Origin of the sequence: Rhodococcoides navarretei, from assembly GCF_038069675.1 — a bacterium.
In the GTDB taxonomy this organism is placed as follows: Bacteria; Actinomycetota; Actinomycetes; order Mycobacteriales; family Mycobacteriaceae; genus Rhodococcoides; species Rhodococcoides navarretei.
Genome location: NZ_JBBPCN010000001.1, coordinates 435,310 through 452,232, shown reverse-complemented (window position 1 = coordinate 452,232; position 16,923 = coordinate 435,310). Strand labels below are relative to the sequence as shown.

At 63.8% G+C, this 16,923-nt stretch carries 17 protein-coding genes and 1 tRNA gene; 5 read left to right on the top strand and 13 right to left on the bottom strand.

All coding sequences use genetic code 11. The features are described from left to right. Positions 1-36 precede the first annotated feature (36 nt). Positions 37-897: a hypothetical protein gene (locus AABD04_RS02195; protein WP_341440074.1), complete on the bottom strand. Its 861-nt coding sequence runs from the start codon at positions 895-897 to the stop codon at positions 37-39. Positions 898-1,040: 143 nt separating this feature from the next. On the opposite strand from AABD04_RS02195, the gene AABD04_RS02190 reads away from it, so the two are divergent. After that, the gene (locus AABD04_RS02190; protein ID WP_423228201.1) at positions 1,041-1,724 is read left to right on the top strand and encodes a pyridoxamine 5'-phosphate oxidase family protein; all 684 of its coding nucleotides are present in this window, start codon (positions 1,041-1,043) and stop codon (positions 1,722-1,724) included. On the opposite strand, the gene tgt is transcribed toward AABD04_RS02190, so the two are convergent. From tgt to AABD04_RS02155, 7 genes are all read right to left on the bottom strand, one after another. Then, positions 1,678-2,916, bottom strand: a complete 1,239-nt coding sequence (gene tgt, locus AABD04_RS02185) for a tRNA guanosine(34) transglycosylase Tgt (protein WP_341440072.1) — start codon at positions 2,914-2,916, stop codon at positions 1,678-1,680. The genes AABD04_RS02190 and tgt overlap by 47 nt on opposite strands. An 82-nt stretch (positions 2,917-2,998) precedes the next feature. Beyond that, positions 2,999-4,858 (bottom strand): ABC transporter ATP-binding protein, encoded by a 1,860-nt coding sequence (locus tag AABD04_RS02180; RefSeq protein ID WP_341442935.1) that lies wholly within the window; start codon positions 4,856-4,858, stop codon positions 2,999-3,001. Between the two features lie 95 nt (positions 4,859-4,953). After that, positions 4,954-6,687 carry an ABC transporter ATP-binding protein gene (locus AABD04_RS02175; protein ID WP_341440071.1) on the bottom strand — a complete coding sequence of 578 codons (1,734 nt, stop codon included), beginning with the start codon at positions 6,685-6,687 and terminating at the stop codon, positions 4,954-4,956. A gap of 89 nt (positions 6,688-6,776) precedes the next feature. Then, positions 6,777-9,065: an MMPL family transporter gene (locus AABD04_RS02170; protein WP_341440070.1), complete on the bottom strand. Its 2,289-nt coding sequence runs from the start codon at positions 9,063-9,065 to the stop codon at positions 6,777-6,779. A 2-nt stretch (positions 9,066-9,067) separates the two neighbouring features. Continuing rightward, on the bottom strand, positions 9,068-9,745 hold the full coding sequence (locus tag AABD04_RS02165; RefSeq protein ID WP_341440069.1) for a TetR/AcrR family transcriptional regulator: 678 nt from the start codon (positions 9,743-9,745) through the stop codon (positions 9,068-9,070). Between the two features lie 86 nt (positions 9,746-9,831). Then, positions 9,832-10,290, bottom strand: a complete 459-nt coding sequence (locus AABD04_RS02160; RefSeq protein WP_243594437.1) for an RrF2 family transcriptional regulator — start codon at positions 10,288-10,290, stop codon at positions 9,832-9,834. A gap of 60 nt (positions 10,291-10,350) precedes the next feature. After that, complete coding sequence (locus tag AABD04_RS02155) at positions 10,351-10,986, bottom strand: SOUL family heme-binding protein (RefSeq protein ID WP_341440068.1); 636 nt, start codon at positions 10,984-10,986, stop codon at positions 10,351-10,353. 113 nt (positions 10,987-11,099) lie between these two features. Here AABD04_RS02155 and AABD04_RS02150 point away from each other — a divergent pair, with 113 nt between their 5' ends. Next, positions 11,100-12,005 (top strand): sterol desaturase family protein, encoded by a 906-nt coding sequence (locus AABD04_RS02150; RefSeq protein ID WP_341440067.1) that lies wholly within the window; start codon positions 11,100-11,102, stop codon positions 12,003-12,005. On the opposite strand, the gene AABD04_RS02145 is transcribed toward AABD04_RS02150, so the two are convergent. Further along, positions 11,986-12,675 (bottom strand): YceI family protein, encoded by a 690-nt coding sequence (locus AABD04_RS02145; protein WP_341440066.1) that lies wholly within the window; start codon positions 12,673-12,675, stop codon positions 11,986-11,988. The genes AABD04_RS02150 and AABD04_RS02145 overlap by 20 nt on opposite strands. Positions 12,676-12,783: 108 nt before the next feature. On the opposite strand from AABD04_RS02145, the gene AABD04_RS02140 reads away from it, so the two are divergent. From AABD04_RS02140 to AABD04_RS02130, 3 genes are read left to right on the top strand one after another with little or no spacing between them, the layout of a single operon-like run. Beyond that, on the top strand, positions 12,784-13,794 hold the full coding sequence (locus tag AABD04_RS02140; protein ID WP_341440065.1) for a PHP domain-containing protein: 1,011 nt from the start codon (positions 12,784-12,786) through the stop codon (positions 13,792-13,794). After that, on the top strand, positions 13,791-14,705 hold the full coding sequence (locus AABD04_RS02135) for an alpha/beta hydrolase family protein (protein WP_341440064.1): 915 nt from the start codon (positions 13,791-13,793) through the stop codon (positions 14,703-14,705). The genes AABD04_RS02140 and AABD04_RS02135 overlap by 4 nt, the downstream gene beginning before the upstream one ends. 23 nt (positions 14,706-14,728) lie before the next feature. Next, positions 14,729-15,190 (top strand): hypothetical protein, encoded by a 462-nt coding sequence (locus AABD04_RS02130; protein ID WP_341440063.1) that lies wholly within the window; start codon positions 14,729-14,731, stop codon positions 15,188-15,190. A 208-nt stretch (positions 15,191-15,398) separates the two neighbouring features. Here AABD04_RS02130 and AABD04_RS02125 read toward each other — a convergent pair. From AABD04_RS02125 to AABD04_RS02110, 4 genes are all read right to left on the bottom strand, one after another. Next, positions 15,399-15,488 (bottom strand) — tRNA-Ser (locus tag AABD04_RS02125). 93 nt (positions 15,489-15,581) lie between these two features. Continuing rightward, positions 15,582-15,779 (bottom strand): CsbD family protein, encoded by a 198-nt coding sequence (locus AABD04_RS02120; RefSeq protein ID WP_341440062.1) that lies wholly within the window; start codon positions 15,777-15,779, stop codon positions 15,582-15,584. Positions 15,780-15,874: 95 nt separating this feature from the next. Then, positions 15,875-16,330 carry a nucleoside deaminase gene (locus AABD04_RS02115; protein WP_243594311.1) on the bottom strand — a complete coding sequence of 152 codons (456 nt, stop codon included), beginning with the start codon at positions 16,328-16,330 and terminating at the stop codon, positions 15,875-15,877. Positions 16,331-16,333: 3 nt separating this feature from the next. Continuing rightward, complete coding sequence (locus tag AABD04_RS02110; protein ID WP_243594312.1) at positions 16,334-16,873, bottom strand: tRNA adenosine deaminase-associated protein; 540 nt, start codon at positions 16,871-16,873, stop codon at positions 16,334-16,336. Positions 16,874-16,923 lie beyond the last annotated feature (50 nt).

The window sequence follows — 16,923 nt, the reverse complement described above, 5'->3', positions numbered from 1 at the left end:
TATCAACGAGAACAGCAGCCCGGCTAGAGGACCGGGTCATAGCCCGATAGCCGCAAAGAATGCGTCAGCTTCATCGTCGCTCACCCCGTCGATCCCCCCGGGCTCGATACCGGAGGCAGCAGCCAAGATGTCTCCGAGGGAGACCGGGTCGGGAACACCTATCTCTGCTACTGCTTCGGGAAGGGCAACGATCCTGGCATTCAACAGCCTCTTCAACTGTCCGCCCGCGTCGGCTTCCGGGCTACCGGTGACGGTCACGTACCTGCCGAGCAGTGGACCGAGTCCCGAGTCGTCGGCCACATCGGGGAGAGCGACTTGGTTACCGGCGTCATCCTCCACCTGAAAGCGGTGCGTGTGTAGGTTCGCCGAATACAGGCGTCCGATGAAGGTTCGGAGTTCGGTCGACACGCCAGTTGCGACCTGCCAGGTCTCGGGTCGAAGTGCAGCCGTATCGAATGTCTGCACAGTCAGTCCATCGGCTTTGAACTCGACCTCCGGGGCAGCGCGGCGAAGCGCCGATACCAATTCACCGGCCGCGTTCGAAAGCGAATCACTCACCCAGTCCGGCCGATGGTCGAGACCGATCGATTCCACCAGTTTCTGGAATGTTGCGTCGAAGCCTTCCTCGTCTGCCAGATCGAAATCCAACGCGTCCGCACCAGCTCCCGCGCGGCGAACAAGAAGTTTGGTGCTGCCAGGGGCCAACCCGATGACAAGATTGGCGACACGGTGCACTCGTGAGGGTGCGCGGCCGAGCCGATCGGTATCGGTCTCGCTTCGGCCGATGCTCATAGCAACTGCCTCGAGACCCATTACGAGAGCAATCAGGTCGTTGGCATCCAGCTCGCCCTCAGGTGCAGTCACTCCCTTCAGTCGAAACTCGAACTGAGTGGTCACGGCTATCACCTTCTCACTGGGGCGCATTCTGACGTCTTCGTCCATTGTGCGCGATCGACACATATCCCGCGTCGAAGATCATTGCAGTTGCCTCCGACACGTCCATTGCCGCGAGGCCCCGGTGTCCTAAGGTGACACCCGTGCTGCAGAGCAACCACTATCACCATCTGATGTTCGGTCCCGCTGCGATTGCGCGACAGAAGGTCGACGGCAGTTACACCGCCTACGGCTCACAGACCGAGCGACCCGACGACGGCCCGACGCCTCTCGACACTCGCGAGAAGGCCATGATTCGTGCGCTGGATCAGTTCCAGATCGCCACCGTCGCCGAGTCCGGGTGGCCCTACATCCAGTATCGAAGTGGGCCGAAAGGCTTCCTGCAGGTACTCGACGACCGAACGTTGGGATTCGCCGACTTCGCCGGCAACCATCAGTACGTCACCGCAGCCAATCTCGATCACGACGACCGCGTCGCCCTATTCTTGGTGAATTACCCTCTGCGGCAACGCCTCAAGCTCTACGGACGGGCACGTACCGTCGAGGCCGCGGACGATCCCGAACTGCTGGACCGACTGCGAAAGATCGGCGACACGACCGTCGCCGCCACGTGTGAACGCAGCGTCGTCATCGACATCGAGGCATTCGACTGGAACTGCACCCGCAGCATCATCCCCCGCTACGACGCGGCCTACCTCGCGGACCTCTCCGAGGTGTATCAGCGCAAGGCCGCCGAACGGGAACAGGAACTGCTACAGCGTATTTCGGAGCTAGAGAATCAGCTCAGGCAGTCTTCGACGCATAGAAGCGACCCAGGAACTCCGTCTTGAATTCCGCGAAGCGTCCCTGATCGATCGAGGCACGGATGTCGTCGACCAGTTTGACCGTGAAACGCTCGTTGTGGATGGTGCACAGCGTCGAGGCAAGCATTTCCTTGGCCTTGAACAGGTGATGGATATAGGCCTTGGTGTAGTGCGCGCAGGTGTAGCAGTCGCAGTTCTCGTCGATCGGAGTGAAGTCGCGTCGATGCTTGGCGGTGTTGATGTTGAAACGGCCCGACGGCACGTAGATCGCCGCATTGCGTGCCACGCGTGAAGGATTGACGCAATCGAAGGTATCGGCACCGTTCTCGATGGCGGTGAAGAAATCGTCCGGTTCGCTGATCCCGAGCATGTGCCGCGGCTTGTGTTCGGGCAGTTCCTCGTTCACCCACCGGGTGATGGTGCCGAGGTTCTGCTTCTCGAGTGCGCCGCCGATGCCGTAACCGTCGAAACCGCGACCCGTCTCTCCGGTGATGGTTTCGAGATCGTGTGCGGCCTTGCGTCGTAGATCCTCGTACTGCGCGCCCTGCACCACTCCGAACAACGCTTGGTACGGCTTGTCGGCACGCTCGACCGTGAGCCGTTCGTGTTCGAGGACGCATCGCTTCGCCCACGCCTGCGTCCGATCGACCGACATCTCCTGATAGCCGCGGGTATTCATCAGCGTGGTCAGCTCGTCGAACGCGAACATGATGTCTGCGCCGAGGCGATGCTGAATCTGCATCGACACCTCGGGGGTGAAGCGGTGCTTGGAGCCGTCGAGGTGGGACTTGAACGTCACCCCGTCGTCGTCGACGTGCGCGAGACGTTCTTTGCCCTCGGCGATGACGTCGTCGGATTGCACGCGCGTGGCGTCCATCGAGATGACCTTCTTGAACCCGACGCCGAGCGACATGACCTGAAATCCGCCGCTGTCGGTGAACGTCGGACCGTCCCAGTTCATGAACTTGCCCAGCCCGCCCGCCTCGTCGACGATGTCCGAGCCCGGCTGCAGGTACAGGTGATACGCGTTGGCGAGTACCGCCTGCGCGCCGAGCTCCTTCATCGCCTCCGGCAGCACCGCTTTGACGGTCGCCTTGGTTCCCACCGCGATGAACGCGGGGGTGGCGATGTCACCGTGCGGGGTGTGGATGGTGCCGGTGCGGCCCAACTCACCGTCGAGCCGGGTGCCGATATCGAAGCCGAAACTGGAAGAACTCACCGCGTCAGTATGCGGCTTCGCCGCTTGTGAGCGGAAATTCGTAGCCTGCTACGAGTTTCCGTGCACCTGCGGCACCAGCCGCTCAACTGCTGTAGAGCCGGTAATACGCACCCTTGGCGTCGAGCAATTCCTCGTGATTGCCCTGCTCGACGATGCTGCCGTTCTCCATCACGACGATGGTGTCGGCATCACGAATGGTCGAGAGGCGGTGCGCAATAACAAAACTGGTGCGATCGTTTCGCAGCGCTGCCGTCGCCTTCTGCACCAGCAGCTCGGTGCGAGTGTCGACCGAGCTGGTCGCCTCGTCGAGAATGAGGATCAGCGGCTTGGCCAGGAAGGCACGGGCGATGGTGATGAGCTGCTTCTCACCGGCGCTGACGTTGTTGCCCTCCTCGTCGATGATCGTGTCGTATCCGTTGGGCAACGAATGGACGAATTTGTCGACGTAGCTGACCCGAGCTGCTTCGAGGATCTCTTCCTCGCTGGCGGTCGGGTCGCCGTAGGCGATGTTGTCGCGGATAGTGCCACCGAACAACCAGGTGTCCTGCAACACCATGCCGGTTCGTGAGCGCAGCTGGTTGCGCGTCATCTTGCGTGTATCGACACCGTCGAGTGTGATTCGGCCGGAATCGATCTCGTAGAACCGCATGATCAGGTTGACCAGTGTGGTCTTGCCGGCTCCTGTCGGTCCGACGATCGCCACCAGATGTCCCGGGTCGGCGGTGAGCGACAGATTCTGGATGAGCGGCTGCTCCGGCGAGTAGCTGAACGAGACGTCGTCGAACACGACGCGTCCGCGTCGCTCCGTCGGAGCGGCCGCCGGCACGACATCCGGATCTTCCTCGTCGGCGTCGAGTACCTCGAAGATGCGTTCGGCGGACGCGACTCCGGACTGAATCAGGTTGATCATCGCGCCGACCTGCGACAGCGGCTGAGTGAACTGCCGCGAATATTGAATGAACGCCTGCACTTCGCCCAGGCTCAATGTTCCCGACGCCACGCGAAGGCCGCCCACGACGGCGACGACGACGTAGTTGATGTTTCCGAGGAACATGATGATCGGCATGATCAGACCGGAGATGAACTGCGCCCGGAAGCCTGCTTGGAAGAGCTTCTCGTTGCGGTCACCGAACTCGCGTTCCACCTCCGCCTGGCGGCCGAACGCCTTGACGATCTCGTGGCCGGTGTAGGTTTCCTCGATCTGGGCGTTGAGCTTGCCGGTGTGCCGCCACTGCGCCACGAAGTGCGGCTGCGACCTCTTGGCGATCAGCGCGGTCACCAGGAACGAGGCCGGGATCGTCAGCAGCGCAACCAGAGCGAGCAACGGCGAAATCCAGATCATCACGCCGAGGATGCCGAGCACGGTCAAAATGCCGGTGATCAGCTGGCTCAGCGTCTGCTGCAGGCTTGTCGAGACATTGTCGATGTCGTTGGTGACGCGGCTGAGCGTCTCGCCTCGGGCATTGTTGTCGAAGTACTGCAGCGGCAGGCGATGCACCTTGGCCTCGACGCTGCCGCGCAGCAACAGGATTCGACGTTGCAACGCGATGTTGAGGATGTAGCCCTGACCCCACGCCAGCAGTGCAGACGCCACATAGAGTACGAGCACCCAGAGCAGGACCGTCCCGACGGCACCGAAATCGATTCCCGCACCGGGTGTGACGTCCATGCCCGAGACCAGATCGGCGACGGTGTCGTTACCGGCGGCCCGAAGGCCCTCGACCGCTTGTTCTTTCGTCTGACCCGGTTCCAGATCTCCGCCGACGACTCCGTTGAAGATCAGGTTGGTGGCGTGCCCGAGGACGGTCGGCGCAGCCACGCTGAGGACGACGCTGACAATTCCCAGCATGAGCATCAGGCTCAGCAGGAATCGTTCCGGAGCGAGCAAACCGACGACACGCTTGAACGAGCCCTTGAAGTTCTTGGCTTTCGTGGCCGGCAGCGCCTTCGCGACGCGGCTGCCCTTCTTCTTCTCGGTGGAAGGCTCGGCCGCGGAATCCTTGCCGGCTGTGGAATCTTTGGTGGTGTCGATGTCGGTCACAGTGCACCTGCGACTTGCCGCTGGGAGTCGACGATTTCGGCGTAGGTGGGGCACGTGTCCATCAGTTGCTCGTGGTTACCCACGCCCACCGGCTTTCCGTCGTCGAGCACGAGAATCTGGTCGGCGTCGACGATGGTCGACACTCGTTGAGCCACAACGATCATGCATGCATCTCGTGTCACCGGACGCAGCGCCGCGCGAAGGTTGGCGTCGGTAGTGAGGTCGAGAGCGGAGAACGAGTCGTCGAACAGGTAGATCTTGGGCTTGCGTACCAACGCCCGGGCAATCGCCAGTCGTTGCCGCTGTCCTCCCGACACGGTGGTGCCGCCCTGCGCGACGGCAGTCTCGAGGCCGTCGGGCATCGCGCGCACGAAGTCGGCACCCTGGGCGATCTCGAGCGCCTCCCACAATTCTGCGTCGGTGGCGTCGGCCTTGCCGTACCGCAGATTGCTGGCGATGGTGCCGGAGAACAGGTACGGCTTCTGCGGCACGAATCCGATCTCCGATCGCAGCAGGTCCAGATCGAGTTCGCGAATGTCGACACCGCCGACCCGCACCTGACCGCCGGTGACGTCCATCAGCCGAGGGATCAGATTGACGAGCGTCGACTTACCCGATCCGGTGCCGCCGATGATGGCGGTGACCTTGCCTGCCTCGGCAGTCAGATTCACCCCGCGCAGTACCGGGTATTCGGCTCCGGGATAGGAGAATTCGGCCCCGACGAGCTCGACCGTGCCCGGTGAGGACACGAACGTCCGGGGATTCTCGGGCAGCACCACCGAGGATTCGGTGGCCAGAACCTCGCTGATGCGATCGGCACACACCGATGCGCGCGGCACCATCATCGCGATGAACGACGCCATCATCACCGACATCAGGATGAGCATGATGTAGCTCAGAAGCGCAGTGAGCGAACCGATCTGCATCGTGCCGTTGTCGATGGCGTGACCGCCGAACCAGATGACGGCGACGCTGGTGACGTTGCTGATGAGCATGACTGTCGGGAACATCAAGGCCATCAACCGACCGACCTTGAGTGCCGTCTCGGTCAACGCGGTGTTGGCCGCACCGAAACGGTCGACCTCGAACTGTTCGCGAACGAAGGCCCGCACGACGCGAATCCCGGTGATCTGTTCGCGCAATACGCGGTTGACCGCGTCGATGCGCTTCTGCATGGAGCGGAACGCCGGGACCATCCGAACGATGATCAAGCTCATTGCAATCGCGAGGCCGGGCACTGCGATGAGCAGAATCCACGACAGGCTGATGTCCTCACGCAGTGACATCACGATGCCGCCGATGCACATGATGGGAGCCATCACCACGATGGTGAAGCCCATGATGATCAACAACTGCACCTGCTGCACGTCGTTGGTGTTGCGGGTGATCAGCGACGGGGCACCGAATTGGCCGACCTCGCGAGCAGAGAACGTGCCGACGCGGTGCAGGATGGCCCCGCGCAGGTCACGTCCGACACTCATGGCCGTGCGAGCACCGAGGAACACCGCTGCGGCAGAACTGATGATCTGCACTCCCGACACCAACAGCATCACTCCGCCGGCGGACACGATGTAGCCCGTGTCGCCGACGGTCACACCGTTGTCGATGATGTCGGCATTGAGGCTGGGCAGGAACAGCGCCGCCAAGGTCGCGACGAGTTGTAGCAGGACCAGCGCGACGATCGGCATCTTGTACGGAGCCAGATACGTGCGCAGCAGGGGGATCAGCATGATGGCCGAAGATTACTCGTACACATGGATAACAGTCTCTCCGTTTTTCGAGTGTTGCGGGTAATCTTCGGCCGACCGGCCGGCGGGAACTAGGCGGTCTTCTCCGGTGCCGTCTTCAGCTTGGCACCTTCGATGTCGACGTTGGGCAAAATCTTGTCCAGCCACTTGGGCAGCCACCAGGCCTTGTCGCCCAGCAGTGCCATCACCGACGGAATCAGCACCATGCGCACGACGAACGCGTCGAAGAAGACGGCCGCCGCGAGCGCGAAGCCGATGGACTTGATGAACGAGTCCGGCTCGGCGATGAACGCGGCGAACACCGAGATCATGATGACCGCGGCCGAGGTGACCACTCGTGCGCCGTACTTGAAGCCGTCGACGACGGCATCCTTGGCGGCGGCACCGTGGACGAACTCCTCCCGCATGCGCGAGACGAGGAACACCTGGTAGTCCATCGCGAGGCCGAACACCACACCGATGAGGAAGATCGGCATGAAGCTGACGATCGGCTGCGGGTTGGAGATCAGGCCGAGCCCGCCCTCTTGGAAGATGAACACCGTCGCACCGAAGGTCGCGAGCACGCTGAGCAGGAACCCGAGCGTGGCGGTCAGTGGCACCAGGATGGAGCGGAACACCAGCATCAGCAGAACGAACGCCAGGCCGACCACCACAGCCAGGTACGGAATCAGCGCACTCTGCAGCCGCTCGGAGATGTCGATCCCGATTGCGGTCTCGCCGGTGACGCCGTAGGACACGCCCTCGCTCTGCTGCAATCCACTTTCCGCGTCGCGCAGGTTGGTCACCAGAGCCTTCGTCTGGTCACTGTTGGGCGTGCTCGACGGGGTGACGAGAATCTGAGCCGTGTCACCCGCCGGGTTGACGGCGATGATCTGAGCATTGGTGACGTCGGGTTGCTCGGTGATCGTCTCGACGACCTTGCCGAACGACGCGGTGCGGTCGGCTTCTGCGACGCCCGAGGCGTCGGCGATGACGAGCAGCGGACCGTTACGTCCCGGCCCGAAAGCCTCTTCGGTGACGTCGTATGCCTGGCGGGCAGGCGTGGACGGGTCCGAGGTGGCGATCGACGGAAGCGCCAGAGACAACCCGGTGGTCGGGCCTGCGATGACACCGAGCAGCACGATGCCGCCGACGAGTCCGAGGATCGGCTTCTTGACCAGGAATCGAGCCCACCGAAGTCCGTTGGTGGGAGCGGCGTTGGGATCCTCCGGGTCGGTGGTGTTGACGAACTTGAGCTTGCCCGCGAAGGCCTTGCCCTTGTAGACACCGAGCATGGCGGGCAGGAACGTCAATGCGATCAAGACGGCAACGAACACCGCGAAGCCTGCGGCCAGGCCCATTTGAGACAGGAACGGAATGCCGACGACGCGCAACGCGACGAGGGCGATCAGCACCGTTGCGCCCGCGAACACGACGGCGGAACCGGCCGTTCCGACCGACCGTCCGACGGCTTCTTCGCGGTCGTCGGTCAGCGTGAGCTCGTGCCGGTATCTCGCCAGGATGAACAGCGAATAGTCGATCGCGACTGCGAGTCCGATCATGATCGCGAGGATCGGGGTGAACGAGGACAAGCTGGCGAAACCGGATGCCGTGGTGATCGCCAAGCTCGAGATGCCGATGCCGACGATGGCGGTGATCAGCGGCAGGCTGGCTGCGGCGGCCGATCCGAACATGATCAGCAGCACGACGGCGGCGACGGCAAGACCGACGATCTCCGATGTTCCACCGGGCGACGGGTTCTCCTGCGCGACGGTGCCGCCGAGGATGACGTTCAAGCCTGCATCGCGGGCCGGCTGCGCGGCGGCATCGAGATCGCTACGAATCTGGTCGGTGACGTCGGCGAGATCGACGTTGATCGGCGCGGTGACGGTACCGACGTTGCCGTCAGGACTCAGCGGCGACGTAGCGGCGGCGTCGGCTGCTACCTGGTCGGCCGGCGTGCCGGCCTCGGTTGCCGCTTCGGTGTACTGCTCGATGATCGACTGGTTGGCCGCGACCGGATTGGCCAGTGGCGGTGCACCTTCCGCTGGTTTGGCGGCGTCGATCTTCTCGATTTCGGCGATGGTGGCATCGATGGCCGAGGTGTACTGCGGGGTGTCCAGCGTTTGCCCCTCCGGCGCTTGGAAGACGTACTCGGCGTTGACCGCCTGCAGCGGATCCTCGGCTCCGCCGAACCTCTCCTCCTGCAGGTCGAGCGCGGCCTGAGCGGGTGTTCCCGGAATGCTGAACGAGTTGACCGTCGGCGCGGACAGCGTGGCTGCGCCCACGCCGGCGAGTATCAGAATCGCGAGCCACAGTCCGAGGACAATGCCCTTGCGTCGGTACGCGAATCTTCCGATTCGGTAGAGATAGGTGGCCACGGTCAAGCTCCTCGGTTGTGTTCGGACGTGGGGGTGTGAGGTTCGGGAGTGGAGCCTGCGGAATGACCCTTGGGCTCGGGTAACCCGGCGCGCAGTTGGTCGAAGGCGTCCTCGATGAGGGCCCTCGGTGTCGATGCGCCTGCAGAGTCGGTGACCCAGATGTTCAGTGCTGCCGTGACGGCACCACCGACGGCCATCTGGAGCAGGTTCGGGTAGAGGTCGGTGTCGATATCGGTGCCGGTTCGCTCGGCGATGGCCTCGCCGAGTTTGCGGGTCAGCGATTGGTGCATTTCGAGTTTGCGGGCCATCAGGGCCGGGTTGGCTTCGATGAGCCGTGCTGCCGCGAAGGTGTCGTCCAGATCCCGGCCGGGATCCGCGACGAGGTTGATTGCGATGTGCCGCAACGAGTCCCAGATCGGTTCGGTCGACGGCCTGGCGCGCAGGAGCTCGAACCATTCGAGGGCAGACACCTCGATGTGATGAAGAACTGCTTCTTCCTTGTTGGAGAAGTAGTTGTGGAACGTTCGGGTGGACACTCCCGCCTCGTGCGCGATGGCGTCGGCGGTGACCGCCTCGAAGCCGTGCTCCTTGCCCAGACGCACGGCGGCCATGCCGAGGGCGTCGCGGGTGGCAGCCTTCTTCAGATCTCGAAGGCCCGTCGGAGAAGTCACGCTTACCAAGCTACGGAACTTGCACGGTTCTGCAAGTTTGCAGTGGAGTGCAATTTTGTCGATCCCGACACAGCTGGCGACAGATGTGACTCAGGTCATCGACGCGCCCATGCGGTCGGCTCGCTGACCAGCTCTTTCACAAAGCCCGGCAGATCGTCCTCGACGATGTCTGCGAGCGACACCGCCTCGAGCACCGCGCGAAGATTGACGCGCACCGCCAGCCAGACCCGGGTGAGCGGCTCGGCGGGCCCGGCATACTCCGCGTCCTCGGGCCGCTGCCCGCGCACCGACGCCAGCGGCCCCTCGACTGCCCTGATCACGTCCGCAACAGAAATGTCCGACGCCTCCCGCGCCAGCCAGTACCCGCCGTCGGGTCCCCGTCTACTGCACACCAGATCTGCGCGACGCAGATCCGAGAGCACCGATTCGAGAAACTTGTGCGGGATGCCCTGCGCGGCGGCCAGGGCCTCGGCCTTCGCCGGCCGCTGCCCGCCGACGGCCGCGAGTTCGACGAGCGTCCGGACCGCGTAGTCCGCCTTGGCCGTGATGTGCACGCTCAATTCCTATCATTCCGATAGGAATGTAGCGAGCAGTTGCCGCAGTGAGCCGAGCGGTCAGGAACCGTCCGGTACCGCCACGACCACCTCGTTGCGACGGAAAGGTGCCAAGGTCCAGGGCGGATCGTAGAACCAGGTCATCGGCTCACCCAACATCTCGATGCCGTGGGCGCGCAGAGTGTCGGTCAACGCCGCCAGCTTCGGTTCGACGGCGTCCCGGCCGCGGCTACCGCTGAAACGCAGCACGGCCACTGTCTCCGCCGGAACCGCCGTCAACGTCACGCGGTCGTCGTCGGGCGTGGGCAGCGTGTCCATCGTCCACTCGGCCGGCATGAAGAACCGAACTACCCAGCCGTCGCTGCCGGACGTGCTCGACACGGGAGCCGTCATCGCGATCTTCTGCGAGCCTGCGGACGACTGGCTGACAGGAGCGGTCATCGCGACCTTCTGCTTACCCCCGTTTCCGCCGAAGATGTACCGGGCCAGGCGACGAAAACCCTCCTGGCGTGCCTCTTCTTCATCCGCGTCGACGGTGGTCTGGGCCGCGATGCGTGGTTCGTAGCGACGAATCTCCACCGCATCGGTCAGTCGCCGACTCGTGTGCGGTGGCTCCTCGGTGCCGACCCGAATTCCGACGACACCCACCACGGACTCGACCACCTGTCCGGCCGTGGACGCGATTTTCTGCAACAAGTCCGACTCCGCTCTCTTTGCCGATAGGTGCGCACCTTCCACGGTACGAGCCGTAGGAAAGCTGGACCGACAGCGTTACACTTTTTACCTGGCTGTCACGCACTGGAGGTTCGATGTACGAGTGGATCGGTACGGCGTGGAATGCACTGCCCGAGCCGCTGCGCGATCCCGTGGCGCTGGCCATTCCTGCATTCGCGCTGCTGTTGGCGATCGAATGGATCGCAGCCGCAAAGCTCGAGGACGGTTCGCGGGGCAGTTACTCCGCGCGGGATGCGCGGGCCAGCCTCAGCATGGGCCTGGTGTCGATCGCGACCACCACGGCGTGGAAGGCACTCGCCCTGGTCGGGTACACGGCGATCTACGTCTACGTCGCGCCGTGGCATCTCCCGGCCGACGCCTGGTACACGTGGTTGATCCTGATCCTGGGCGTCGACCTGCTGTTCTACGGCTATCACCGCATCGCGCATCGAACCCGACTGATCTGGGCGACGCATCAGGCCCACCATTCGAGCGAGTACTTCAACTTCGCCGCGGCGCTGCGTCAGAAGTGGAACAACAGCGGCGAGGTCATCATGTGGCTTCCGCTCCCCCTACTGGGAATGCCGCCGTGGATGGTGTTCGTCGGATTCTCGATCAACCTCGTCTACCAATTCTGGGTACACACCGAGCGCATCGACCGGCTGCCGCGCCCGTTCGAGTTCGTCTTCAACACGCCCTCGCATCATCGCGTCCATCACGGCCGCGATCCGCAGTATCTGGACAAGAACTACGGCGGCATCCTGATCATCTGGGACCGCCTGTTCGGCACCTACGCCGAGGAGATTGAGCGCCCCAACTACGGCCTGACGAAACCGGTCGACACGTTCAACATCTGGACCCTCCAGACACACGAATACCGCAACATCGCGCGGGATGTTGCGGCATCGCGGTCATGGAAGGAACGCGTCGGATATCTCGTCGGACCGCCGGGATGGACGCCGGCCGGCCCCCGAGAACGCGCTACTGCTGATTCAGATTGATCAGGAAGTCGATGGTCCCGGACGGATCGACCGTGACGAAACCGAGTGAAGGCGGCTCGATCTCGTAGTCGGACCACGTCGTCGGAATGGAACCCGACGCGATGAGAGTGTCCCCGGACAGGAGCACCTCCATCTCGACCGAGACCGGCCGGGTCTGGTCCTTGAGCGTCAATGTGCCCTCGGCCGTGACGGTTTCGGTGGTGCCGTCCTGGGGCAGGTTCGACAGGTCGATCGGTGAGTCGATCGAGAAAGTCGCCGTCGGATAGGTGGCGGTGTCGAAGATGTTTCCGCGGAATTGATTGTCGCGGCGGTCGTTGTCGGTGCTGATCGAGTTCGTCAGGACCACGATCTGCCCGTCGGTCAGCATGTCGTCGGCAATCGTCACATTGCCGGCCACCTCGGTCGTCGATCCGACCACCGTCACGTCGGAGCCATTGAGCAGCTCGTCGACGGTATAGCCCGCGGCCGTGGTGTTGGTCTCGTCACCCGGGGTGACGATCCACCGTCCATTGATGTCCACGACGGTGGCCGCTTGGGCACCGGAGGTCGATACCGTCGCGGCCGGTGCATCGTCTTCTTGCAACGAGGCATAGATCTTGGGCCCGAAGTACAGCCCGAGTGCCACGAGCACGATGACCGCTACGCCTGTTATCCACCATTTCTTGCTCATGAGTTTCGATACTAGTTTCAGCTTCAAGCTAGCGCCTGGTAACTCCCTGAGAGTTTTGTCCGATTACCCCGTGAACATGTGTCGGTACCGGCAGGCACAATGGTCCACATGGATCCGGTGGGCGCGCTTCGAGAGATCGGCTTCTGGCTCGAACGATCACGCTCGGACACCCACCGCGTCAAGGCATACCGCAGGGCCGCCGATGTGGTCGAATCCCTCAGTCCCGCACAGCGATCCGAGCACGAGAAGGCAGACACCTGGTCTTCGCTGGCCGGCATCGGAGCCAAGACCTCGCTGATCATTCGACAGGCTCTGACCCAGGACGTCCCGGACTACCTGCTCGAGCAACGGGCTGCCGCAGAGCCCATCGGCGACAACGATCTTCGCGCCGCACTGAAAGGCGATCTGCACACCCATTCCAACTGGTCCGACGGCGGCAGCCCCATCGAGGAAATGATGCGCACCGCCGCGATGCTCGGACACGAGTACTGCGCGCTGACCGATCATTCCCCACGTCTGAAGGTCGCGAACGGCCTCACCGCCGAGCGTCTACGCGCCCAACTCGACATCGTCGCCGAACTCAACGAGCGGCTCGCACCGTTCCGCATCCTCACCGGAATCGAGGTGGACATCCTCGACGACGGCTCGCTCGACCAGGACGAGGGACTGCTCGCCGAGCTGGACGTGGTGGTGGCGAGCGTGCACTCCAACCTGCGAGCCGACTCCAAGACCATGACCAAACGTATGGTCACCGCCATCGCCAACCCTCATGTCGACGTCCTCGGCCACTGCACCGGACGGCTCGTCGAGGGCGGACGCGGCACCCGACCCGAATCGACGTTCGACGCCCCCGTGGTGTTCGAGGGCTGCCGTCAATTCGGCACCGCAGTCGAGATCAACGCCAGACCCGAGCGCCAGGATCCCCCCGAGCGACTGATCGACATCGCCCTCGAACGCGACTGCCTGTTCTCCATCGACACCGACGCGCACGCACCCGGGCAACTCGACTGGCAGGGCTACGGCTGCATCCGCGCCGAAGCACAGGGCGTCCCTGCTGAGCGCGTGATCAACACCTGGCCGCTCGCTGAACTGCTCGGGTGGACGGCTCGGCGCGCGTGAACCGTCGCCACTTCCTCTCCGGCGTGCTGACGGTCGCACTGGTCGGTTGCAGCTCGGCCGGCACCGACTCCTCACCGAGCACTGCAGAGACCTATTCGGCAGCGCTGCAACCGGTTTCGAGTCCGACCAGCGACCCCCTCAGATTGAAGTACGGGTACGAGCCGGACAACATCGGCGATCTCTACCTCCCCGACAACACCGCCACCTCGCTCCCGGTGGTGGTGATGATCCACGGCGGAGGGTGGCAGGAAGACCTCGACCTGTCGTACTTCCAGCAGATGGCGACGGCCATCGCCGACGAGGGCATCGCCGTCTGGAACGTCGAGTATCGGCGTGGGCCGAACAACTGGGCCAACACCCTCTCCGACGTCGACGACGCCACCGAGGCACTGGCAACCGTCGTACAGGACGCAGCGGGCGGGAGGCTCGATCTCGATCGCGTCCATATAACCGGACACTCGGCCGGTGGGCAGCTGGCCGCATGGGTGGCCGCTCGACACCTGATGCCGGTCGATGCACCGGGAGCGGAACCGAGAATCCGGCCACGCAGCGCCACCATCATGGCCGGCGTCTTCGACATGAAACGAGCGGCGAACATCGGCGGCGACAAGTTCGTACCCGCCTTTCTCGGCGGCATGCCCAACGAAGTGCCCGGTCGCTACAAGATCGCCTCACCCATCGAATACCTCCCCCTCGACGTTCCGCTGACCGCGTTGCACGGTGACGCCGACCGAACCGTCTCGGTCAACCAGAGCCGCGTCTACGTCGACGCCGCCACGAAGGCGGGCAGCACCGACCCCGAGCTCGTCGTTCTGCCCGGAGCCGGACACGGCGCGTTCCTCGACCCGAAGAACGTGGCCTGGTCGACGACGCTCAGCACCATCACGGGGCGGGCGCAGACCCTGCTCTGAGGTCCAGGTGGTACACAGTTGCGATGAAACGAAGAATCGCGACCGGATTGCTCGGGCTGATCATGGCCGTCTCGGTGGCCGGATGTAGCAACGACCCGTCGAGCGAGGAAGCGTCGACCACTACAACTGCCGCCACGACCACCACTGCCGCCGCCTCCACGACGGTCGCCGCGACCACCACGGTCGACGCGCCCGCTCCGGCCCCGGCTCCGGCTCCGGCCGTCGAGCCGCCGCCTGCTGCCGAACCTGCAGCTCCGACGGATGCGACCTCAGGGGTCACCGGTGAAGCGCTCTACCAGCAGACCTGTACCCAGTTCATGCCGTCCATCGATGCGCTGGAGCAAACCGGGATCTCCGATCGCGCCAAGTCGGTCGAGGGTCTGCGCACCGAAATGACCACCGCGCCCAGCTGGAACGACGTACCGCCCGGCGATCAGAACGAAATTCTGCGTGGACTCGACGCCGCCGGTGCGGGGCAATGCTGAGCGTCTGAGTAGCTGGAGTTCTGCCCGGCTGGGCCCGCCCCGGTGATCCCGCAAACGCGCGCGCGTTTGCCAAGTGCGCGCGGTCTAGGCAGCGAACTTGCTCGCGTCTGACGAATGCGCGCGCGTTTGCGGCGAAACCTGGCCCGGCGCAGCCCCCACCCCACGCGCACAAAAAAACTCCCCACCCGACGGATCGGGTGGGGAGCTGTGGCGGTGGCGGAGGGATTTGAACCCTCGGAGGGGGTGAACCCTCACACGCTTTCGAGGCGTGCTCCTTAGGCCGCTCGGACACGCCACCGCAGAAGACTGTACCGGAATGACGGCCTGAGGCTAAATCGCCTGCTCAGCGGACCAATGGGTCGTTTCGCAGGCTCCACTCCCGCGCATAAAACTACTTGCCGGTGAGCTTGTCCTTGATGTTCGAGGCTGCGTCCTTGACCTTCTCGGCACCGTCCTTGAATGCTGCCGAGGTCTGGTCGCCCTTGCCTTCTGCTTCGAGGTCCTTGTCTCCGGTGGCCGAACCTGCAGCTTCTTTCGCCTTGCCGCCGAGGTCTTCGGACTTGTTCGAGATCTTGTCGCCGATGCCCATACTTTTCTCCTTCACAGAAGTAGAAGCACGTCGTTGCGCTCCCGCCTTCTACAGTCCACACATTCGCGGTCCGCGGCCAGCATGTGACGAGATCGTTATCTCTGGCGGGCGAAGAATTGCGTCAGGACTTCGGCGCATTCGGCTTCCAACACCCCGCCGCGAACCTGCGGCCTGTGGGTGAGTCGACGGTCTCGTACGACGTCCCACAGCGAGCCGACGGCTCCGGTCTTGGGTTCCCATGCGCCGAACACCACTGCGCCGACGCGGGCGAGGACCAACGCCCCGGCGCACATCGTGCAGGGTTCCAACGTGACGGCCAGCGTGCAGCCTTCGAGTCGCCAGCCGTCACCGTGGACAGCCGCTGCTCGACGCAACGCGATCACTTCCGCGTGCCCGGTGGGGTCGCCCGACGCCTCCCGCGCATTGCAGGCCCGGGCGATCTCACGTCCCGAGGCGTCGAACACGACGGCTCCGACGGGGACGTCGGCATCCGATGCCTCGGCCGCGGCCGACAGCGCTGCGCGGATCATGTCCGCGTCGGACACCGGCATCGGTTACCGCCGCAGCTTGTTCACCGCTGCGGCGAACTCGCTTTCGAAGCCCAGCCGTTCGGCGATGGACTGCAGCTGCTCGTCCGGGTAGTCGTCGGTCTCGGCGACGATGATGCCGAGCACGGCCTCGGGTAGTCCGAGGTCGGCCAGCAAGGCGAGGTCGCCTTCTTCGTAGGGTTCGATGTCGTCGAGTTCGTCGGGGTCGACGTCCGGGATCTCGATGTTCAACGCGTCGAGAACGTCCGCGGCAATTTCGTAGTCCACGGCGGCGACCGCGTCGGACAGCAGGAGGCGGGTGCCGTTCGGTGCGGGACGCAGGATGACGAAGAATTCCTCGTCCACGTCGAGCAGTCCGAACACTGCTCCCGAGCTGCGCAGTTCACGCAATTCGGTCTCTGCCGCCGACAGGCTGGTCAGTGCGTCGTCGGACAGCGGCGTCACGGTCCACTTGCCGTCCTCTCGGACAACTGCAACGCCGAATCCCTCGAGGTCGTCGTATTCCGGTGCGGATGCGCGGTTGTTGTTCGCGCGCTGTGCGGCCATGCGCGCAACGGTAGTCCGGTAGGGGCCGGTATTCGAAGTCCACCTCCCAT